Below are 18,956 nucleotides of genomic sequence, written 5' to 3'. Positions count from 1 at the left end.
CCATCTCATGAAAATTTTATCCATCCGACTCAAAAATCTGGCCTCTTTGTCTGACGAGCATTTCATTGATTTTGAATCTGAGCCTTTGGCTAGTGCAGGACTGATCGCGATTGTGGGTAAAACAGGCGCAGGTAAATCCACCATTTTAGATGCCATGTGTCTGGCTTTATTTAACAAAATTCCACGACTCAAAGAAAGCGATGGCAAGCTTACCGATGTCGATGGCTCCGAGCTCCTGACCAACTCCCCTTTGACCGTTTTACGCCGCGGCTGTGCGCACGGTTTTGCTGAACTCTGCTTTGTCGCACAGGATCAAAAACATTATATGGCGCGCTGGGAAATTAAACGTGCCCGCGAGAATGCCACCGGCAAACTGCAAAATGTTCAACGCTCACTCAAGTGCCTCACCGATGGCGTGGTGGTTGCAGACAAAAGCAAAGCGGTAGAGTCACATATACAGCACATCACGCAGCTCAGTTTTGAGCAATTTACCCGTGCGGTATTGCTGGCGCAATCTGAGGTGACGGCTTTTTTAAAAGCACGTAACACCGAACGGGGTGAGCTGCTTGAATACCTGACCAACTCGGCGATTTTTGCTAAAATTGGACAACTGGCATTTGAAAAAACCAGAGAAATCAGCAATCAACGTAAAAGTTTAGAAAGTCATTTGGGCTATATCGAGATACGCTCAGATGAGGAAGTAGCTGAGTTACAAGCGCAATTTGAATCGGTTCAGCAACAGGTGGTGCGGCTTGAAGAAGCAAAGACGCAATTCAGACAACAACAGCAATGGTTTGAGCAACGCGATAAACTTGATCAGGATATCCGCTTAAAACAACAACATTACGATGTACAACTTAAAGCACAAGAAAGCCTTGAGAAAGATCGCCTGTTGCTGAGCCAGTTAGAAACATTTTCTGAGATACGTCCCATTGTATTTCAGCAGCAGCAGATCCAAAAAACACTACAACAACTCATTCCACAAATTCAACTTCAGCACACCGAGTTCAATACCCTAAGCACACAATTCGAGCAAGAAAAAACGCGCTATAGCCAAGTCGAACAAAGCCTACATCAGTTTCAAGCCTTTGAACAAAAGTATCAAAAAGAGCTTGCCGATTTGCGCGGTCATTTGCAAAAACGCGAGCATATTAAAGAAGACTATAACAAAACCAGACATCGCTTAACCCAAATTACAAGCCAGCAACAGCCATTGCTTGAGCAACAGCAGCAATTAGAGCAAACCATTCACACGCTTAATGGACAACATACAGCAAGCATCGAACAATTAAAAAATAGTGCTCAGTACGCCCCACTAGACCAAGGCTTAAATGCGCACATGCAGCAGTTGAGCCAATTTATTACGCAGTACCAAAAAGTAGAACAGAGTTTAGGTTCTATTCGGGATGCACAAACGCAGCTTGAGCATGATGAGGCTGAATTAAATGCTTTAATATCGCAGTTTGGTACTCCAGCACAAATTGATCTGCATATCGAGAGTAAACAACAACGCAAACAAGCACAGCAGGTTCATAGCAACCATTTACACAGTACACAGCAAAAAATTCAGCGTTATTTCGAATTAAACAATGAAATGACTAGCCTGAAACATAAATTTGAGACAATCAAACAGCACAATCAACAATTAGACGCATCGACCCACACATCCGAACAAGCCTATGTGTTGGCAAAGCAAGAGCGCGAAAAAATTCAGCAGATATTGCAACAGCAACGTTTGCTCCACGCAGAAAACATTGAACATTTACGCGCAGCGCTAAAACACGGTGAAGCTTGCGTAGTGTGTGGCAGTACCGAACATCCTTATCGTGAAGATCAAAGTCAGCTCTCCAAAGCGTTGTATGAACTCCAGCAACAACAAGAACAACAAGCCATTGAGCAGGAACAACAGTCTTTCGACCTTTGGCAAAAAACGCAGCAGCAGTACACGCAAAGTCAAACCCAGCTCAAGCAATTGCAAGACGATTTACAGCAACTGCATGAAAAACAAAATGTGCATGAACAGCAATTACAGCAGCATTTGTTGGCGTGCAATATACAGCTCGACTTGCGCTTGGCTGAACAAGAGGCGAACGCTCAGCTTGATGCTTTAATGCAAAAGGCCTCTCAGGAGCAACAGCAGCTTGAGCATGAGTTACATCAACTCCAGCAAGCCAGTAAACAGCAACATCAGCTGAGTCAACGTATTCAGCACACCAGCCATCAGCTTGAGACGGTCGATCAATTACAACAACACGTTCAGCATATTGTCGCGTGCTTAACTACCGAGGATAAATCGGCTTGGTACACGCATGGCGTGACATTTTCACAAACTATATTAAATGCACTACAACAACGGAGCCAGTTGCTCGAACAAACAGAACGCTTAGTTAAACACAAAGAGCAACAACATCAGCAGTTACTATTATTAAAATCCAATCTCGCCGGGCTCAATGCGCAGCACACAGAATGTACGCAGCAATTAAAAGACATTGAGACGATGGGTAAACAAAATACTGAAGCTGCCAACCAGCTCATCATCACCATGACAGCTTCGACAAACCTTAAAGCCAATGAATGGTTACTACAGCATGATCAGCAGCGCCAGCAATTGCAGCAGCAGTATCAACAGATTAAACAAAGCTTTGAATTCGCACGCGAACGTTTTGAACAGCATAAAAATGCGCTCGAGCAATTAAAGGCCAAGCAACAGCAACAACATGACTCACTGACACAATGCACCACTGAAATCAATGCATGGCTGGCACAGCAGCCTCTTTTTGAAGAAGATCAATTGCTAGCATTACTGGCGATATCATCTTCTCAAGAACAGCAGATTCGCCAAGCCATCCAACACGCAGATCGTGGCTTGAGCGAGGCTATTTCTGCACTCAACACACTACAACATCAGCTCGATATACATCTTGAGGCAACGCCTCAGATAGAGGCTGCGCAGTTATCTGAGCAGATTGCCACCAATCAAGTGGCTTTACAGCAATGTACAGATCAGCGTGACGATTTAAAAATAAAACTCGAGTTACATCAGCAAAATCTGATCAAGCAGCAGCAGTTTGCAGCACAAATTCAACTGATCCAGCAACAAGAGCATCGCTGGCACAAAATCTCAAGCCTGATTGGCGATGCCAAGGGTAAAGAATTTCGAGATCTGGCGCAGCAATATAATCTGGATATTCTGCTTGAATATGCCAATCAGCAACTAACTCAGCTTTCACAGCGCTATACGCTAAAACGGCTAGAAAACTCACTGAGTCTCGCCATTGTCGATCATGATATGGACGGTGAAATACGTGCTGTGGCCTCACTTTCTGGTGGTGAGTCTTTTCTTACTGCGCTGGCCATTTCACTGGCAATTGCCAATATGGCCTCTGGATCGATGAAAATCGAATCCTTGTTTATCGATGAAGGCTTTGGCACGCTCGACGCATCTTCATTGCATATGGTGATGAATGCACTCGATCAGTTGCAAAGTCAAGGTCGTAAGGTAGTACTGATCTCTCATATTCAGGATATGCACGAACGAATTCCAGTCCAGATTCAGGTACAACCACTGGGTTCAGGTTCAAGTCGAATTCAGGTGGTGGGCTAAACACGCTTTACCTTTGTACAACGCATTTTGGGTGGAGCAACAATTGAAAAACTCATCAGAACTGATAGCTTTGATTTTCATTCAGATTCAAAACAAAAAATGATCTCTTCTGACAACAATAAAGATCAATTTTTTAGATGAAGAAGAATTAAATCTTATTTTTTCTTTGAGTTCTTTAATATGCCTAGCTTTAAAATTGACTGTCATCTCCATTACCGGGTGATTCAAGCGACCGAATTTATTTTTCAGTTTGAAGCAGCCAATCATCCATGGCAAACCTGTAAGCAGGAGTCATTTGAGTTTCAACCTCAGCTCGATTTCGAGCAATATGAGCGCGACGGCGGATTAAATCGCCTGATTCGGTTACACGCACCAGAAGGTGAACTGCGTGTTTCTTATCATGCCGACGTAGATACGCATATTCCTGAGCGTAATACCGCATTACGCGAATGTGAAATTCATGAATTGCCGTCTTATACGCTGTTTTATCTGGGTTCAAGCCGCTTTTGCGAATCAGATCTGATTGGCACTATGGTACAAAATACTTTTGGTGAATTGCCCAAAGGTTATGCACGAGTGCAAGCCATCTGTGACTGGATTCATGACAATATTGTGTATCAAGCTGGATCTTCCGACAGTACCACCACAGCGCGCGATATATTGGTCAATCGTGCAGGTGTATGTCGTGATTTTGCTCACTTAGGTATTGCGATTTGCCGTGCCTTAAATATTCCTGCGCGCTTTGTGGTGGGTTACATGCCGTTCTACAATGCAGATCCCGACTTCCATGCCATCTTTGAAGTGTATCTTGAAAATCAATGGGTATTATTCGATGCCACACGCATGGGGCCTATCGATCAGTTTGTTCGAATCGGCACTGGACTCGATGCCAAAGACGTTCCTTTTGCCACGGTATTTGGTGAAATCGAACTGTTATCGATTGAACCTGCTATCGAACGTGTTGAGTCTTAAATCATGTATTCAACGTTCAATTGAACAAATACTTATAAAAATAAAATACGTTGGAGAACCTATGCTCTCCAACGTATTTTGTAAAAGCACACATCTAAGCCAATGCCAACACCACACCCGAAAAGGCTAAGCAATAGATTCCAAATAAATACCAGCGACCATGCTCCAGCCACGCCGAAAGCCACTTCAGTGCCAACAACCCCGTTAGAAAGCTAAAAACCATTCCAAACAAGCTCGGCAAAAATAAGCTACTTAAGGTCAGATGTGCTGTACCAGTGGTGGTCTGTTGGGCATGCAACAAGCGTAACAGCTCTTTAGCAATTACCGCTGGGGTTAAAACTACCGCCAGAGCAAAACTAAACTCTTCTGCTTTCTGACGGGAAATTCCCAAAAACAAACCTGTGGAAATGGTGGCACCCGAACGAGAAAAACCACGAAAAGGCAGACACAAAGCCTGTACCGCACCGATGATGATGGCACTTGGCAAACGGACATCACCTTGCTGACCACGATCCAAACGAGAAGATAAAATAATCAATACACCTGCCGCAGCAAGTGCAGCAGCCATTAATTTGGCATTGCTGAATAAATGCTCTATTTCAAAGCTACTCGCCCCACCAAAAAATACGTGTTTAATCAGTGATTGCAACAAAAGTCCCAATACACCCGTCATGGCAGTTGCCAGTAACACATACCAAGCGCGCTGCTTAAATGACGCCCAATCAGAAAAGTAGGTTTTTTTCCATGAGTGCCAAAAATACACAATGACCGCAAACATGGTGCCTGTGTGGAGCATCACCAGCAAAAAAGTCATATTTGGTGCCGAAGGGTCGAAACCCATCAGCTTTTCTGCCAAGATCACATGGGCAGAGCTAGAAACTGGCAATAACTCCGCCAGCCCCTGTATCACCGCTAAAATAAAAACATGCAAAAGATCCATGAAATGTCTCGTGAAAACCAGTGTTAGTGGTATACGAGCCAACCATTAAATCTGAATTAAAAAATCTCAATGATCACAAATATTTCATATATCAAATTTACAGATTTATACACCGTGACTATAGTCACGTGCACCAAATAAAGCCGTACCAATGCGTACAATGGTCGAGCCTGCTGCAATGGCAGCATCCAAATCTGCCGACATGCCCATGCTCAAGGTGTCCCACTGTTCAGGATGTGCATGCTGGGCTTTGACAGCATCAAAAAGCGTTTTGGCTGCCTCAAAAGCCTCTGCATGCTCCGGTGCAGGAATGACCATAATTCCGCGTAACTTCAGCTTGGGTAAGCGGCTAATAGTTTGTACTAGTTCCGCGACGTCCTCAGGTTGGCATCCATCTTTTGTTTGCTGATGATCAATATTGACCTGAAGACAGATATTTAAATCAGCCGCATGCTCGGCGCGCTGCGATGACAGGCGCTCGGCAATAATCAAACGATCGACCCCGTGCACCCAATCAAAATGTTCCGCAAGCGATTTGGTTTTATTGCGCTGAACATGGCCAATAAAATGCCACTCGATATTTAAGTCTTTGAGTGCCTGAATTTTATCGAGCGCCTCTTGTAAATAGTTTTCACCAAAACAACGCTGACCAAGCTCGTACATATCGCGTATCGCCGAACTTGGATGTGTTTTTGATACTGCCAGTAATTCGACCGTTGCCGGATCACGCTGTACTCGCGCACAAGCCGACTGGATTTGATCGATAACGTGATTTCGCGCATCTTTAAACGGATTCATTGACAGGGTTCTCATTTCAAACATATTTTTTACTTAACCTCGGCCTTGAATGTTGTTAAGCTTTGGGAAAAGCACTTAATATTCTACAAAATAATGAAAGATTTTAACGATTTTTTGGGGGAAATATGGATATAACCGAACTGCTGGCATTTTCAGTCCAAAACAGAGCATCTGATTTACATTTGTCTGCAGGTTTGGCACCCATGATTCGCGTCGATGGTGAAGTTCGACGCATTAACCTCCCCGCACTTGAACATTCCGAAGTATACCGGCTGGTTTACGACATTATGAATGACAAACAGCGCCGCGATTACGAAGAAAAGCTCGAAACCGACTTTTCCTTTGAGGTGCCAAATCTGGCCCGTTTTCGTGTCAATGTGTTTAATCAGAACCGTGGTGCAGGTGCCGTTTTTCGAACCATTCCCTCACAGGTATTGACGCTTGAAGAACTCGGACTCGGAAAAATTTTCAGAGACATCTGTGACTATCCGCGCGGCTTGGTGTTAGTGACCGGCCCAACAGGCTCGGGGAAGTCGACCACCCTTGCCGCCATGCTCGATTATATTAATCATCATCGCTATGATCATATTTTAACGGTTGAAGATCCGATCGAGTTTGTACACGAACCCAAAAAATGCCTGATCAACCAGCGCGAAGTGCACCGCGATACACTTGGTTTTAATGAGGCACTTCGCTCAGCACTGCGTGAAGATCCCGATATCATTCTGGTGGGGGAAATGCGTGATCTGGAAACCATACGCTTGGCATTGACTGCCGCAGAAACCGGACATTTGGTGTTTGGTACGCTACACACGACCTCGGCAGCCAAAACCATTGATCGAATTATCGATGTATTTCCCGCAGAGGAAAAAGATATGGTTCGTACCATGCTGTCTGAATCCCTTCAGGCGGTTATTTCACAAACCTTGTTAAAAAAAGAAGGTGGCGGCCGTGTGGCAGCACATGAAATTATGATTGGTATTCCGGCCATTCGTAATTTGATCCGTGAAGGAAAAGTTGCGCAAATGTATTCTTCGATTCAAACGGGTGCAAGCCATGGCATGACCACGCTCGATCAAAGTCTTAAACAACTGGTCGCCAAAGGCATCATTAACTTACCAACGGCACGCGCCGTGGCAAAATCACCAGAATCCTTATAAAACAACAACACAAAGCCATCAGGAAGCACCGCATGGACTTTAATGATTTACTCAATTTAATGGCAACCCACAAAGCCTCCGATATGTTCATTACGGCTGGTGTTGAGCCATCATTAAAAATTAATGGCAAAATTACCCCGGTTTCCAAAACCAAATTAGACGGTGACATGATCGCGCAGTTGATTGATTCGATCACCACGCAAAAGCAACGCGATGAGTACATGGCAACCCATGAATGTAATTTCGCCATTTTAAACCGCGAACGTACTGAGCGCTTTCGTGTAAGTGCCTTTCAGCAGCGTGATTTACCCGGCATGGTTATCCGCCGCATCGAAACCAAAATTCCGACGCTAGATCAACTACAGCTACCACCGATTCTCAAGGACTTGGCCTTGACTAAACGCGGTATTATTTTGTTTTCTGGTGCAACAGGAACAGGAAAATCCACTTCGCTTGCGTCGATGATTCATCACCGTAATCTACACTCAAGCGGTCATATTATTACCATTGAAGATCCGATTGAATTTATACATGCACATGCTGGCTGTATTATTACGCAGCGCGAAGTCGGTATTGATACTGATTCCTACGAAGTGGCTTTAAAAAATACGTTACGCCAAGCACCAGACGTTATTTTGATTGGTGAAATCCGCACACGTGAAGTCATGGATTATGCACTGGCATTTGCCGAAACCGGGCATTTGGTTTTTGCAACTTTACATGCCAACAACGCCAATCAGACCTTAGAGCGTATCATTCACTTTTTTGAGCAAGATCGGCGTGAGCAGGTATTGATGGACTTATCACTTAACTTAAAAGCCGTCATCTCTCAGCAGCTGATTGCTACGCCTGATGGTCAAAGTCGCCGTGCTGCCGTTGAAGTGATGATCAATTCACCTTTGATGTCGGATTACATTCGCCAAGGTGAGATTTATAAAATTAAGGAACTGATGGCACGCTCTGGTGAACTGGGGATGCAGACCTTTGATCAGGCCTTGTTTGAATTACACGAACACGGACAAATCAGTTATGCCGATGCACTCAAACATGCCGACTCACCCAACAATCTGCGTTTGCAGATCAAACTTTCTCAAGAAGCCAATACCGCAATTGATCAAAAAGAAAAAATGCTTGAAGTCGATCGAAAAATCACCTTTGACGGTCAACGTCATGATCTAAAATGAAAAAAAGGGCATTATCTGCCCTTTTTTATTGTTGGATTTATGTGAAATCCTTACTTTTTACGCAGTGCGTCTTTGCAATCTGGGTTGTTGCAATAACCGTATAGATTCAATGAGTGGCCTGTCAAAGTAAAATTGTGCTTTTCAGCAACGGAGTGTTGCTCTTGCTCAATAATATCATTTGTAAATTCAACAACTTTGTTGCAATTTAAGCAAACAAGGTGATCGTGGTGATCTTCCTGCATGATTTCAAAAACAGAGTGATTGTTTTCAAAATGATGGCGCTGAATAATTCCTGCTGCTTCAAACTGTGTTAAAACTCGGTAAACCGTTGCCAGACCAACATCTTCACCTTGTTCAAGCAAAGTTTTATAAATATCTTCTGCACTCAAATGGTGTTGTTTTGAATTTTCTAGTAATTCCAAAATCTTAATTCGAGGAAGGGTGACTTTCAGTCCAGCTTTTCGTAAATCTTGATTGGAAATCGGCATAAAAAAGGGTCTCTCAACAAATCTCAAGTTGGAATAGGCAATCGTGATGAGATGCAGTATGATCTATCCTTGGATCAAATGCATCATAATTTATCGGGATAGTGTAGCAAAATGCAAAAACTTATGTTGGCGTTATTCGTCACTTCACTGCTTGCTGGTTGTTCAACGCTCGGCGTCTATAAGGTTGATATTCCTCAAGGAACCCCTTTAACCAAAGCTCAAGCATCAAAAGTTCAGGTGGGCATGAATTACCAACAGGTAAAGTTTTTACTCGGTAGCCCAACAATTACAGATCCATTAAATCCATATCGCTGGGATTACGTGTACAACTATATTCCGGGAACTTATGCCAAAAAAGCAAAAATTCCGGCAGCGCGCGGTCAGCATCTAAAAATCTACTTTGACCAGTCTGGTATCGTCACCAATATTGAAGGTATCGATACCCTACCAGAGTCTCAACCGGGCTTACCAGGTTCAAAAGAAGCCATACTGACTGCGCCACCACTATAAAGGCTTCCTCAAAAAAAGAAACCCCTCATACGAGGGGTTTTTTATATACTGGCGATCACTTAAAGCGATTACCCTTTTGAAAACGACCAACCGGATTTTTTTCTGCACGTTTGCGTCGAATGTCCTTTGGATTAATGGTTAAAGCTCGATACACTTCTACCCGATCGCCTGCTTTAAGCGGCTGTTCAAGCGCACATCGAATACCAAAAATACCCACTTGTAATGGCATTTCTAGCTGTGTGGCAAGCAAGAGTCCACTTTTTTCAATGGCCTCTATCGCTGTCATTCCGGCTTCAAAAGCAACAGCAAGATGAAACTGTTGATCTGGTGCGGCATAAGCCACCCAGACCTGCTGAAGATTACTCATGTAAACAGTTGTCCAAGTACCGAAATCATCGCCAGTAGAATGCCTAAAGGTAAGACAATACGGACAGCAATCCGCCAAAGATTATAAAATAGCTCACTACTAAAATTCATCGATTTACGCAAGTGACTGATTTTCATAATCCATCCCGCAAAAATCGCGTAGATCAAACACAACAGTAGCCCCCAAAGCATGGTCAGAATATAAAATTCTGCCTGAATGGCAGGAATTGCCCAGATCACAACAGCCACAACTGGAACTGCCCACTGTAATGCCAGCGCAGCCTGACGCTCAATTAACTGTTCACGAGCAAGTTGTAGGAGCAGTGCCGATGCCATGATTGCAGCAATCACCCAAGTCAGTACAGGAACCATTTGCTGAATTGACACAAAGCCAAACGCAATCACAGCCACCAATTGTGCCAACCAGATCGGCAGTACAGAAGCACTGGCTGATGCCTGTTGATCGACCTGTTTTACTGTTGTTTGCCAGTATAGGCCCATACCTAAACCACTCGCCACAAGAGCCAGAACAGTGGCATTGCCCCACTCTTTAAATTCAAGTGATGTCCAGTGCCATGGCTGAAGCTGAGCAGCATCATAAACCTGACCAAGCGCGATAGACGCAATCAACGCAATTGCAGTGATGAGCAGCAAAATCTGGCGTGATACAAAGGATAAGCCAAATGCCAGCACCGCAAGTACAATCAACAATAGATTAGGTGCAACACCTAAAGTGAATTGTTGCGGTAACAGCATGCTGGCATGAGAAAGAATTCCGCCAGCCAAAAATGCAATGAATACCACAGCCAACCAGCCCACCAAACGCCATTTAGAAGACGCATCGGCATCCCGCGTTAGGCGTGAAAGTGCGTTCAGCGCTGTGGTTTTTGAACGGCGCGCCAGTGCAATTTCCAAATAACACACAGGCAACGCCAAAATCACCATGCTACCGAGCCATAACAACCAAAAATCAAGCTGACGATCAATTTGAATACCGACTGCCGGCGCGAGGGTAACAATAATCACCAAGCTCAAACAAAACGCCATAAGTGGCGAAAGCCATCGTGATAAAGGAGAATCCTGCATCATGCATACCTTGAATAAAGTCTGCCGATATTTTGCCTTTGTCCGACCTGAAAATCAAAGTTTCTATTCAAAAACAGAACGTTTTCGACCCAAAATGATTGATCTCAATTTTGCAACGCCTTTCTATTGAATACCGGGTTTAATACTGGTCGGCACGGGTAATGCGTTTAAGTTCAGGGTTGAGTGCCTCTCGCTCTAAACGCTCTACTCGGGTTAAAGCTTGCTTAATCGGGCGTCCATCTTGAAACACAATCATCTCACCTGGTTGATAAGGCATCCAGACCTCATTTTGAGTCAGTGGCTCGGTGGTAATCACCGCCACGCGATCTTTGGCAGTGGTCACCTGACTAAAATCCACTTCGACATCTAGATCGATCAATCGAGCGGCTTTAAAGGGATGTTCACGGACTAACCAGTGTAACTTCGTTGTGGCATAACTGTACAAAGCCTGACCATTAGATAAGCAGTAATTGAATGTTCCATGTTCGGCTATTCGAGGCGCTATCTGCTCAAGCGCGGTAAAAATCTGATGAATACTGGGCTCGGTATAACCAAAACGTTCTACCAACTGATCCAGCAAATAACAAAAAGCACGTTCACTGTCGGTATTGCCAACTGGAACAAAACGGCCAGTCAGGCGCGGATTAAAATGATGCAAATCGCCATTATGGGCAAAAATCCACTGTCGCCCCCACAGCTCACGCATAAATGGATGCGAATTTTCAAGGGTAATCTTACCCTGAGTGGCTTTGCGGATATGAGAAATCACATTGCGTGATTTAATTGGAAAATTACGCACCAACTCGGCAATCGGAGATTCTACCGCAGACTGATTATCGACAAACAAACGGCAGGCTTTGTCTTCAAAAAAAGCAATCCCGAACCCATCGGAATGATCGGAAGTAATGCCCGCCCGTTGTGAAAATCCTTTAAACGAAAAGGTAATATCGGTAGGCGTTGCACAATTCATTCCAAGTAGCTGGCACATAACGGTAAAGGCAAGAATGATCTAGATGTAAAGTCTATTGTGCATGAGAGCACAATGCCTTGCAAATCTCAATTTTGATACATCTTATGCACTTTTTCTGCTAAGGCCGGCGCTGAACGCGTTTATTCATGACAAAAGACTTGGCAATTTGGTTCACCTCAAGCAATACAAAATAATCCAAACATTGAAAGGCTTCATCATAAAATGCCTGTTTGGATAATCGAGCTTGCATGCTTAAGTACATCTGAAACAGCTTAGGAATACGCTCATCTTGGGTAAAGCTATAAGCTGGATGCTGCGGCTCATAAGGGTGTTTAGAGGCAATATCTAAGCTTTGCGCAGACGTAAGCTGCTGTATTTTCCGATGCGTATGATAGACACGGGCAGCATTATTATCTAGATGAATACTGACACAACCCATGAGGTATTTGGCTTTCATGGACCACAAAATTTTAGGCACCAGATTCAACCACAAAATAGACAGTGCTTTACCAGAACGAAATTGCGGATGCACACAGGTTCGACCAATTTCGACCACACTGGGTACATGCGATAGATGCCCCACCACATCAAACTCTTGAGCACTATAACTCTGTGCCAGTTCATGCCCCAAAAAGTGTTTCAAACGTGTATATGCCACGATCTCGCCAGACCATTTTTCACGTAATACTGCATGCTCACAGCCAAAATCATAGACATCCTGATCTAAACCTGAGTCAAAATGAATGCCAAACTGTGGGCCAAACTGTTCAGCACGAAAGCGTTGTACTTCTTCTAATTCTTTTAAGGTTTCAACCCACTCAAACTTATATTGGGTGGTTGAGGGTTTTTGACGTAGTAATGGAAAATTTAAGTGGTGTCGATAATGATTCAATTTGTCTAGCATAAGCTCACCCCGTGTTTTTCTTTGCTTACACTAAAACACCCGCATGACAACTATATGACCAATATCGATACCCATAAAAAAGACCAGTCATCACTGGTCTTTTTCTAGATTCGAAAAATTAATGCTCTGCTTTAGGCGCAACTCGGTTGGTAATCAGAGTGCCTACACCATGATCGGTAAAAATTTCCAATAAAGTGGCATGCGGTACACGACCATCGACAATATGCGCACTGACCACACCACCTTTAACTGCATCTAAGGCACAGCCCACTTTCGGAATCATGCCGCCATAAATCACGCCAGTTTCGATCAGACGATCGACTTCTTTGGTCGATAGCCCAGTCAAAAGATTTTTATTTTCGTCCAGTACACCCGAGATATTGGTGAGCAGAATCAGTTTTTCTGCGCCCAGTGCTTCAGCCACTTTGCCTGCAACCAAATCGGCATTGATGTTATAGGTGTTGCCACTTTCATCGACACCCAAAGGGGCAATCACAGGAATAAAATCGCCTTGAGTAAACATTTCAAGGACATCGGTTTTCACGCCGACTACCTCGCCCACCATACCTAAATCGATATGTTTGATCTCGCCTTGCTCATCTTGTTTTTCCATCAACAATTTGCGTGCACGAATCAGGTTACCGTCTTTACCAGTTAACCCAATGGCACGTCCACCATGTTGATTGATCAGGTTTACAATCGATTTATTGACGCTTCCACCCAGCACCATTTCTACAATTTCCATGGTGGCCTGATCGGTCACTCGCATACCATCAATTCGATCGGACACTTGACCCAAACGGTTGAGTAAAGAGTCGACTTGAGGCCCACCACCATGCACCACAATCGGATTTAAACCGACAGTTTTTAACAAAACGATATCACGCGCAAACGAGCTTTCCAGCTCAGGATCGGTCATGGCATTACCGCCATATTTGACCACAAGTGTTTTTCCTGAAAAGCGCTGAATATACGGCAATGCTTCTGTCAAAATTTTTGCTTTATCGATGCCGGTGTGCTGATGTGGCATTCGCCTCTCCTTAATTAGGCCTGTGAAAGATCATGTGCAAGTTTAGGGTATTTTTTTTGCAACATGGTCACGAATATCTGTTTAATCTCTGCCAATCGTTGTGGTGTTTCTGCATCAAAACGCGCAGTGAAGTACTCTCCGGTATTCGATGCACGTAAAATGCCAAATCCATCGTGAAAATCGAGACGTATCCCATCGGTACGACTCAGTAGCGCCTGAAAGGTCTGCCCTTGTGCTTCAATATCCTGCAATACATGCACAGGATTTGCTTCATAAGTATTGATGTACAGATCTTCTGTGCTACAACGCTCAGGATAGGCCGCCAGTAAGCTCGATAACGACTGTGTCGGATGTGCCGCCATGTATTCAAGTAAACGTAATGCCGCGTATGGGCCATCATCGAAGCCATAGCCTCGGCCATCATTAAATACATAATGACCTGCGTATTCACCCCCAAAAATCGCCCGTCCAGCCGATTTTGCCAAATATTGACGCAAGAAAGTGCTACCAGTTCGAATCATGGTGGGCTGCCCGCCACAGGCCAAAATGGTATTGCGAACCATGGTCGAGCATTTCACATCAAAAACCACTTCATGCGCTGGCTGTGCAGCCAGACACAGTTGACTAAATAGTGAAATTAAACGATCTGCACTGATAATCGTGGCATGCTCATCGACCACGACCAAACGATCACCATCGCCATCAAGTGCAATACCCAAATCGGCCTGCTCTGCCAAGACGTACTGACGAAGTGTCTGCAGATGTAGCGCCTGTGAAGGATCTGGCGCATGATCTGGAAAATGACCATTGGGCTCACAGCGAATTGCGATAACCTCACATCCCAAACACTCCAGTAAGCGACGCGTTCCTTCACCTGCCGAACCATGTAAGCCGTCTAATACAATTTTAAAGCGATGATTCAGCTGAATATCTTGAACGAGTGCATCTTCATAACGGTCGAAATAGGCATTTTCTTGATGTACTACAGTCGATTGGAGATGTAAGTAAGGACTTAAATCAACACGAATTTGAGAGGCATACCATCCCACTTGCTGAATGATCTCGGGACTTGGTGGCTGATTTCCCATCACCCATTTAATGCCATTGTCTGTCTTAGGATTATGACTGGCCGTAATCATGATGCCATTGCCATCATGTGATCGTGCAGTAAAGTACATGAGGGGTGTTGAACAGCAACCAATATTGGTTACACAAAGTCCGTGTTCACCCAAGACTGCTTGAACCAGCGCAGCATAATAAGGACCAGTCAAACGGGCATCATAGCCGAGCACAAGCTTTGTATGACCCGCAGCGAGGTATTGCTGTGCCAGTCCATGTGCAATGGCCACGATGCGCTCCGGTGTCAGCACATTGAGCTTTCCCCGAATATCATAGGCACGAAAAATCTGAAACGGAAAAGTCTGCTTTATATCCATAAGTCTGTTCTTCTTATGCCTATGTTAGCAAAACGGGAAAAATTGAAAAAAATTTAGGTACAATGACAAAATAAAGACGCCAAAATAAAAAATCAGATCGATAACCCGATATTATTAATATAATTTTTTATAACATTCAATTATAAATAAATAAATGCCTGTTTACACAGGCATTTATTAGAAAAATTACTGCTTTCCAGTGTGTCCAAAACCGCCTGCACCGCGGTCTGTTGCGACAAAATCTTCGACCTGTTCAAACTCGGCCTGCACCACAGGAACCAGCACGTATTGTGCTAGACGCTCACCTGGCTCTAAACGAAATGTGGTTTGACCACGATTCCATACCGAAATCATCAGCTCGCCCTGATAGTCTGAATCGATCAAGCCCACCAAGTTTCCAAGCACAATCCCGTGTTTGTGTCCTAAACCTGAACGCGGCAAAATCATGCCTGCGAATTGGGTATCCTGAATGTAAATCGCCATACCGGTTTTCACCAGTACCGTTTGCCCTGGTTCAATCTCAATGGCATCATCTAAACAAGCACGCAAATCCAGTCCAGCAGATCCTGCTGTTGCATACGTTGGCAATGGCCATTCTTTTCCTACACGAGGATCCAGTAATTTGACTTGGACTTTCATCATCATTCCTAAGTTGTTGCATTAACGTTTTAATAAAGCTTTTAAATTGGCCAGATATTGCTGTGCCTGCTCTTTCGGATCGACATTGGCTGCAAGTTTTTTCTTACGACCGAGCCATTCAAGTTCATCTTGCGGCAATTCATCCAAAAAGCGGCTCGGTGTCATTTGTTTCATCTGACCGCCATTTTTACGCTGTTCAGCCAAGGTCAGGGTAAGGCCTTGTCGTGCGCGAGTAATTCCCACATACATCAAACGGCGTTCTTCTTCGATAGTATCGGCAGCAATCGAGTTTTTATGCGGCAGCAGTTCTTCTTCCAGCCCCATAATGTACACAAATGGAAACTCAAGACCTTTGGCAGCGTGTAGGGTCAGCAAATTGACCTTGTCGGTATCTTCCTCTTCTTGCTGCTGTTCGAGCAGATCGAGCAGCACCAATTTTCGAATCACGCTTTCAATGTTTTTATCATCTACATCGTCGGTACGATTCAGTAGATTCTGGATACTGTTATACAGACTTTCGATGTTGTCGAGCTTGCTTTTTTCTTGCGCAGGCGTTGCCGCTTGCTCACGAATATAGTCGATATAGCCTGCCTCATTCATCATCTGGCGGACTTTAGGCACAGGTTCATCGTCATCGAGTAATTCTCGCGTAAAGGTCTGCACAAAGTCTGCAAATTCATGCAACTGTGTCATGGCCTTTTTCGGTAGCACCATGCTTAAGCGCTGATCCGATGACGCGCCCAAAAGGGACAAATGATTTTCCTGCGCAAACAGTCCGAGTTTTTCAAGGGTGACTGGTCCGATCGCACGCTTAGGCGTATTGATAATACGTAAAAAAGCACTGTCATCTTCTGGGTTAATAATCAAACGCAGATAGCTCATGACATCTTTAATTTCAGCGCGGGCAAAGAACGATTGTCCACCCGAAAGCTTATAGGGAATCTGCATCTGGCGTAACTGGGTTTCCAAAATACGCGCCTGAAAGTTACCGCGATACAAAACCGCATAATCTTTCCAGTTTTTTCCGTTCATGAGCTTATGCGTCATCAGGTCTTTCACCACACGCTCGGCCTCATCATCATCATTACGACAGGTAATGATACGGATGACCTCTCCATGACCTTTATCGCTCCACAGTTTTTTATCAAAAATATGTGGATTATGTTCAATTACGGCGTTGGCCGCTTTTAAGATCCGGCTGGTCGAACGGTAGTTTTGTTCAAGCTTAATCACTTTAAGATTTGGAAAATCTTCTTTGAGTAAGGCCATGTTTTCCGGCTTGGCACCCCGCCATGCATAAATCGACTGGTCATCATCACCAACCGCAGTAAACTGCCCCATTACTCCCACTAGAAGCTTGACCAGAATATACTGGGCGGTGTTGGTATCTTGGTATTCATCGACCAGCAAATAACGGGTCCGGTTTTGCCATTTGTCACGTACTTCGGCATTTTCTTGCAATAGACGTGTTGGCAATACAATCAAATCGTCAAAATCTACTGCGTTGTAGGCACGCAGATTTCGCTCATATAACTGGTATAAGTGCGCAAACTGAACATCTTCTGGCGTTTCACAGGTACTGTGTGCCTGCTCTGGCACAATCAGATCATTTTTCCAGTCAGAAATCTTTTTCATGGCCTTGGCGATGAGTTCTTTGCTTTCGGCGCCCGATAAATTATCACGATGCATTAAATCCATCAGAATTCGTTTGCAATCGTCGGCATCTAAAATTGAAAAGTTATTTTTTAGCGGCGTATGCTTCAGCTCAATGCGTAATAAATTCAAACCAAAGGTATGGAATGTCGAAACAGATAGACCTTTGGCTTCTTCACGTGACAATAACTGCGTCACACGCTCTTTCATTTCACGCGCCGCTTTGTTGGTAAAGGTCATCGCTGTAATACGATGTGCAGGAATGCGACACTGTTTAACCAGATAGGCGATTTTTTGCGTAATCACCGATGTTTTGCCCGAACCCGCTCCTGCAAGCACTAACAACGGTCCTTGAGTATATTTCATGGCTTCTTGTTGTTTGTCATTTAAATGACTGGCTGCAGACATATGTATTCCCCTGATGATTCCGAGCGTGATTATAGACATCTATTGCGCCAATGCCCATCGTAATGAAACGGATTTTAACCATAAAAAAACCACCCGAAGGTGGTTTTTACATATCCGTGCGACGATTATTGACGCTCGTAAATGCTAATTTCAACACGGCGGTTCTGCTCACGCCCTTGTGCAGTTGCGTTTGACGCGATTGGGTTAGATGAACCATAACCTTGTGCATTGATACGTGCAGAAGATACACCCTGACCGCTCAAGTAATTAGCAACAGACTGTGCACGCGCTTGTGACAATGGAATGTTGATCGAATCGTTACCAGTATTATCGGTATAACCTGTAACCAAAATCGCACTACGGTTATCTTCAGACAAAGTTTGCGCAACCTTGTTCAAAGTTGAGTAGAAGTTCGGTTTGATGTTCGACTTGTTGGTGTCAAATGTAATGTTGCCTGGCATTACCAAGCCGACAGAACCATCTGGGTTACGGTTAACTTCTACACCAGTACCCGCCATTTGTTGACGTAATTTTTTCTCTTTTTGGTCGAGGTACAAACCACTTGCACCACCAAGAATCGCACCAATTGCAGCAGCACGGTTATTTTGACGGCTAGAGTTTGCATTGGATTTAGAAATACCATAACCTGCCGCAGCACCGATGAGTGTACCTAGGGCAGCTTTATCGTATTCTACGCCACCAAGATTGTTTCCAGTTGTTTGGCAACCTGCAAGTGCTACCGCCGCCCCAACTACAGTTGTAATAACTAGTGCACGCATTGCATGCCTCCTCGTTTGTCTTGTTGTCT

Annotated in this window: 17 protein-coding genes; 5 read left to right on the top strand and 12 right to left on the bottom strand. The window is 44.2% G+C overall.

Annotated elements, in window-relative coordinates:
* Positions 1–7: 7 nt before the first annotated feature.
* Together KCV09_RS00660 and KCV09_RS00655 are read left to right on the top strand one after the other, a co-directional pair.
* Positions 8–3,604 carry an AAA family ATPase gene (locus KCV09_RS00660; RefSeq protein ID WP_212515379.1) on the top strand — a complete coding sequence of 1,199 codons (3,597 nt, stop codon included), beginning with the start codon at positions 8–10 and terminating at the stop codon, positions 3,602–3,604.
* Positions 3,605–3,784: 180 nt separating this feature from the next.
* Positions 3,785–4,576: a transglutaminase-like domain-containing protein gene (locus KCV09_RS00655; protein ID WP_076032902.1), complete on the top strand. Its 792-nt coding sequence runs from the start codon at positions 3,785–3,787 to the stop codon at positions 4,574–4,576.
* Between the two features lie 94 nt (positions 4,577–4,670).
* Here KCV09_RS00655 and KCV09_RS00650 read toward each other — a convergent pair whose 3' ends face one another.
* Together KCV09_RS00650 and KCV09_RS00645 are read right to left on the bottom strand one after the other, a co-directional pair.
* The gene (locus KCV09_RS00650) at positions 4,671–5,516 is read right to left on the bottom strand and encodes an undecaprenyl-diphosphate phosphatase (protein ID WP_104124524.1); all 846 of its coding nucleotides are present in this window, start codon (positions 5,514–5,516) and stop codon (positions 4,671–4,673) included.
* A gap of 105 nt (positions 5,517–5,621) precedes the next feature.
* Complete coding sequence (locus tag KCV09_RS00645) at positions 5,622–6,314, bottom strand: YggS family pyridoxal phosphate-dependent enzyme (RefSeq protein WP_025095909.1); 693 nt, start codon at positions 6,312–6,314, stop codon at positions 5,622–5,624.
* A gap of 125 nt (positions 6,315–6,439) precedes the next feature.
* On the opposite strand from KCV09_RS00645, the gene KCV09_RS00640 reads away from it, so the two are divergent.
* Complete coding sequence (locus KCV09_RS00640) at positions 6,440–7,474, top strand: type IV pilus twitching motility protein PilT (RefSeq protein WP_004935479.1); 1,035 nt, start codon at positions 6,440–6,442, stop codon at positions 7,472–7,474.
* A 32-nt stretch (positions 7,475–7,506) separates the two neighbouring features.
* Positions 7,507–8,658, top strand: a complete 1,152-nt coding sequence (locus KCV09_RS00635) for a PilT/PilU family type 4a pilus ATPase (protein ID WP_053469784.1) — start codon at positions 7,507–7,509, stop codon at positions 8,656–8,658.
* 50 nt (positions 8,659–8,708) lie between these two features.
* On the opposite strand, the gene fur is transcribed toward KCV09_RS00635, so the two are convergent.
* Positions 8,709–9,146, bottom strand: a complete 438-nt coding sequence (fur, locus tag KCV09_RS00630) for a ferric iron uptake transcriptional regulator (RefSeq protein WP_004935475.1) — start codon at positions 9,144–9,146, stop codon at positions 8,709–8,711.
* Between the two features lie 111 nt (positions 9,147–9,257).
* On the opposite strand from fur, the gene KCV09_RS00625 reads away from it, so the two are divergent.
* Entirely contained in the window at positions 9,258–9,656 is a 399-nt protein-coding gene (locus KCV09_RS00625) for an outer membrane protein assembly factor BamE (RefSeq protein WP_004935473.1), read from the top strand.
* Between the two features lie 55 nt (positions 9,657–9,711).
* On the opposite strand, the gene KCV09_RS00620 is transcribed toward KCV09_RS00625, so the two are convergent.
* From KCV09_RS00620 to KCV09_RS00580, 9 genes are all read right to left on the bottom strand, one after another.
* Positions 9,712–10,023, bottom strand: a complete 312-nt coding sequence (locus KCV09_RS00620) for an RnfH family protein (RefSeq protein ID WP_048763864.1) — start codon at positions 10,021–10,023, stop codon at positions 9,712–9,714.
* On the bottom strand, positions 10,020–11,108 hold the full coding sequence (locus KCV09_RS00615) for a hypothetical protein (protein ID WP_212515739.1): 1,089 nt from the start codon (positions 11,106–11,108) through the stop codon (positions 10,020–10,022). The genes KCV09_RS00620 and KCV09_RS00615 overlap by 4 nt, the downstream gene beginning before the upstream one ends.
* A gap of 139 nt (positions 11,109–11,247) precedes the next feature.
* Positions 11,248–12,096, bottom strand: a complete 849-nt coding sequence (locus KCV09_RS00610; protein WP_004935463.1) for a class II glutamine amidotransferase — start codon at positions 12,094–12,096, stop codon at positions 11,248–11,250.
* Positions 12,097–12,196: 100 nt separating this feature from the next.
* A complete protein-coding gene (locus KCV09_RS00605) occupies positions 12,197–12,982 on the bottom strand; it encodes a GNAT family N-acetyltransferase (protein WP_111812727.1) in 786 nt (261 codons plus the stop codon).
* A 118-nt stretch (positions 12,983–13,100) separates the two neighbouring features.
* Positions 13,101–14,012 carry an acetylglutamate kinase gene (argB, locus tag KCV09_RS00600; RefSeq protein WP_004935457.1) on the bottom strand — a complete coding sequence of 304 codons (912 nt, stop codon included), beginning with the start codon at positions 14,010–14,012 and terminating at the stop codon, positions 13,101–13,103.
* Between the two features lie 14 nt (positions 14,013–14,026).
* Positions 14,027–15,448, bottom strand: coding sequence for a phosphomannomutase/phosphoglucomutase (locus KCV09_RS00595; RefSeq protein WP_004945855.1), 1,422 nt, complete (start codon positions 15,446–15,448; stop codon positions 14,027–14,029).
* A 186-nt stretch (positions 15,449–15,634) separates the two neighbouring features.
* Positions 15,635–16,087: a dUTP diphosphatase gene (dut, locus tag KCV09_RS00590; RefSeq protein WP_004935452.1), complete on the bottom strand. Its 453-nt coding sequence runs from the start codon at positions 16,085–16,087 to the stop codon at positions 15,635–15,637.
* A 21-nt stretch (positions 16,088–16,108) separates the two neighbouring features.
* Positions 16,109–18,148 (bottom strand): UvrD-helicase domain-containing protein, encoded by a 2,040-nt coding sequence (locus KCV09_RS00585; protein WP_004935448.1) that lies wholly within the window; start codon positions 18,146–18,148, stop codon positions 16,109–16,111.
* 125 nt (positions 18,149–18,273) lie between these two features.
* The gene (locus tag KCV09_RS00580; protein WP_004935445.1) at positions 18,274–18,927 is read right to left on the bottom strand and encodes an OmpA family protein; all 654 of its coding nucleotides are present in this window, start codon (positions 18,925–18,927) and stop codon (positions 18,274–18,276) included.
* Between the last annotated feature and the right edge of the window lie 29 nt (positions 18,928–18,956).

The organism is Acinetobacter soli, assembly GCF_018139125.1.
Lineage (GTDB): Bacteria > Pseudomonadota > Gammaproteobacteria > Pseudomonadales > Moraxellaceae > Acinetobacter > Acinetobacter soli.
This window is presented reverse-complemented; position numbering and strand designations above follow the sequence as displayed.